1 rRNA gene is annotated in these 2,491 nt (G+C 40.9%); it reads left to right on the forward strand.

The features are described from left to right. Nucleotides 1–50 precede the first annotated feature (50 nt). Nucleotides 51–162: ribosomal RNA gene (gene rrf / locus WH223_RS07965) — 5S ribosomal RNA — on the forward strand. Nucleotides 163–2,491 lie beyond the last annotated feature (2,329 nt).

The following is a 2,491-nucleotide window of genomic DNA, read 5'->3' on the forward strand; positions in this document are numbered from 1 at the left end:
ATGCAGACCCTTAATAGGTTGATATAATGTGTCATTATTTATCAAGATATTCAGGTGCCTATATCGGCGGTGTCTACCTCTTCCCATTCCGAACAGAGAAGTCAAGCCCGCCAGAGCCGATGGTATTGCCGTAACAGGTGGGAGAGTAGGTCGGTGCCTAATTTTAAACAAAGCCCCTTCAGGAAACTGGAGGGGCTTTTTGTTTGTACTAACTTTTCCCCAATCACCAGACAGCAGCAAGCAGTCCCCATGCTGTAACTACAACAGCTATAGCTACACCTTATTTTAAGTAAAGCACGTATTCCTTATATAGCAGACTTAAACCTTCCTAAGCGATACTGCAAATTGTCATCCTGAGCCTGTCGAAGTACAGCATCACAACCTGAATAGCTTTATACAAAAGAAAAATGAGCCGCAAAACATAACTAATTTGCTTTGCTAAGAAGAAGGCCTAGGCATCTGCTGCGTAAAATCGTAGCGTAGAAAATTCCGCAAGAGCAAAACGCTGTCTGAGCGCAGCGAGTTCGTTTTGTTCCGGAATTTGCAAGCGAAGATAGCAGTATATGCCGGCCTTGATTTTTGCTACCCTTTTCATCAAGGAAAAGTGTGAAGCCCTGTCCTGGCGAAGGACACGTTCTATAATTAAGAAAAAGACTTTACTCAGCGTTGTAAACGCTATCCTCCAGCATCCTCGTTGCAAACGAGGACGATAAACAGTGCAAATAAATTTTTCTAAACGATGCTTCGACTTGTCATCCTGAGCTTGTCGAAGGACAGCATGACAGTTTGGATGGGGAACTACAAAAGAAAGATATGTTCAAAAAAGAACTGACTTGCAGTTGCTAAAAAAAGGCCTAGGCATCTGCTGCGTAAATCGTAGTGCAGTAAATTCCGCAAGAAGAAAACGCTGTCTGAGCGGAGCGAGTTCGTTTTGTTCCGGAATTTACAAGGGGAGATAGCAGCGTATGCCAGCCTTGATTTTTGCCACCCTTTTCATCAAGGAAAAGGGTGAAGCCCTGTCCTGGCTAAGGACACGCACTATAAATTAAGAAAAAGACTTTACTCAGCGTTGCAAACGCTACGCTCCAGCATCCTCGTTGCAAACGAAGATGATAATAATATTCGACCCCGCTGGGGTCGTACCTTCATTTAAACTAGGCTATAAACATGTCAATCCTCCGGATTGAATCCCTTTAAAAAGCCTTACAAACAATAAAAAGAGGCTAATATCATTACTCTTTAGATGCAAAGGATAACAGTTACCCAAACAAGAATAAAAATATGCTAATAATCACCCCGGAGGGGTAACATCTTTATAGAAAATAGATGATTAGTAAAAACCGACCCCAGCGGGGTCGCATATAAACAGAGATTTCAAGAAATATATCTAAACGATGCTTCGACAAGCTCAGCATGACAACCTAGATGGGTTGGTGCAAAAAAGAATTAATTTGCAGTTGCTAAGAAGAAGGCCTAGGCATCTGCTGCGTAAAATCGTAGTGCCGTAAATTCCGCAAGAAGAAAACTCTGTCTGAGCGGAGCGAGTTCGTTTTGTTCCGGAATTTACAAATGGAGATAGCAGCGTATGCCAGCCTTGATTTTTGCCACCCTTTTCATCAAGGAAAAGAGTGAAGCCCCGTCCTGGCTAAGGACACGCGCTATAATTAAGCAAAAGCCTCCAATCAGCGTTGCAAACGCTATGCTTCGACAAGCTCAGCATGAGAAATAGGAGGGGAGAATACAAAAGAAACGAGTTTTAAAAATAACAACAAGCAATTCAATCCGTAGGATTGACATCATTATAGCCAAAGTATATGCCGATAAGAAACAACCCCTTCGGGGGGGCATATCCAATAACAGCCCTAATTCCCTATCCAAACCGCCTATTTTACCCCCAAAACCCAACCCAAGGAAAGATTATCTAGTATCGTTATCAAGCACTTAAGGAAAACTCCTAATAAATAAGCTAAAAACATTTGGAAGTAGGGGTATAAAACTTCTATCTTTGCACCACTCCGCAAGGGAGGGACGATTGAAATAAAGGGTTAAAAAACAAGGATAGCGGCATTCTAAATGCGGTTTTTTCTAAATTTAACGAAAGAGGAGCTAGAAAAAATAAAGTAAAATTTATTTTGGAAAATCAAAAAGCTTTTCTACCTTTGCAGTCCCAACCGAAACGAAGGGCGCACATCGCAAGGATGTATGAAACAAACAAGATTAAGTTTAACCTAGCAATAGGGAAAATATATAGCCAAAGCGCGACGCGGCGGCGAGAGAAGTTCTTTAAGAAAATGATCATGAAAACGTAACGAGTAGTTGGTTATACTAACGAAAGTTAACAAATAACAATCAACCTAGTCAGTTCAAATTAGATATTAAAAAAAGACAATTCTAATTATTTTATAAATAGTTAGGTTTCTAACAATTCATTTTTACAATGGAGAGTTTGATCCTGGCTCAGGATGAACGCTAGCGGCAGGCCTAATACATG

Source organism: Sphingobacterium sp. MYb382 (genome assembly GCF_037572665.1).
Lineage (GTDB): Bacteria > Bacteroidota > Bacteroidia > Sphingobacteriales > Sphingobacteriaceae > Sphingobacterium.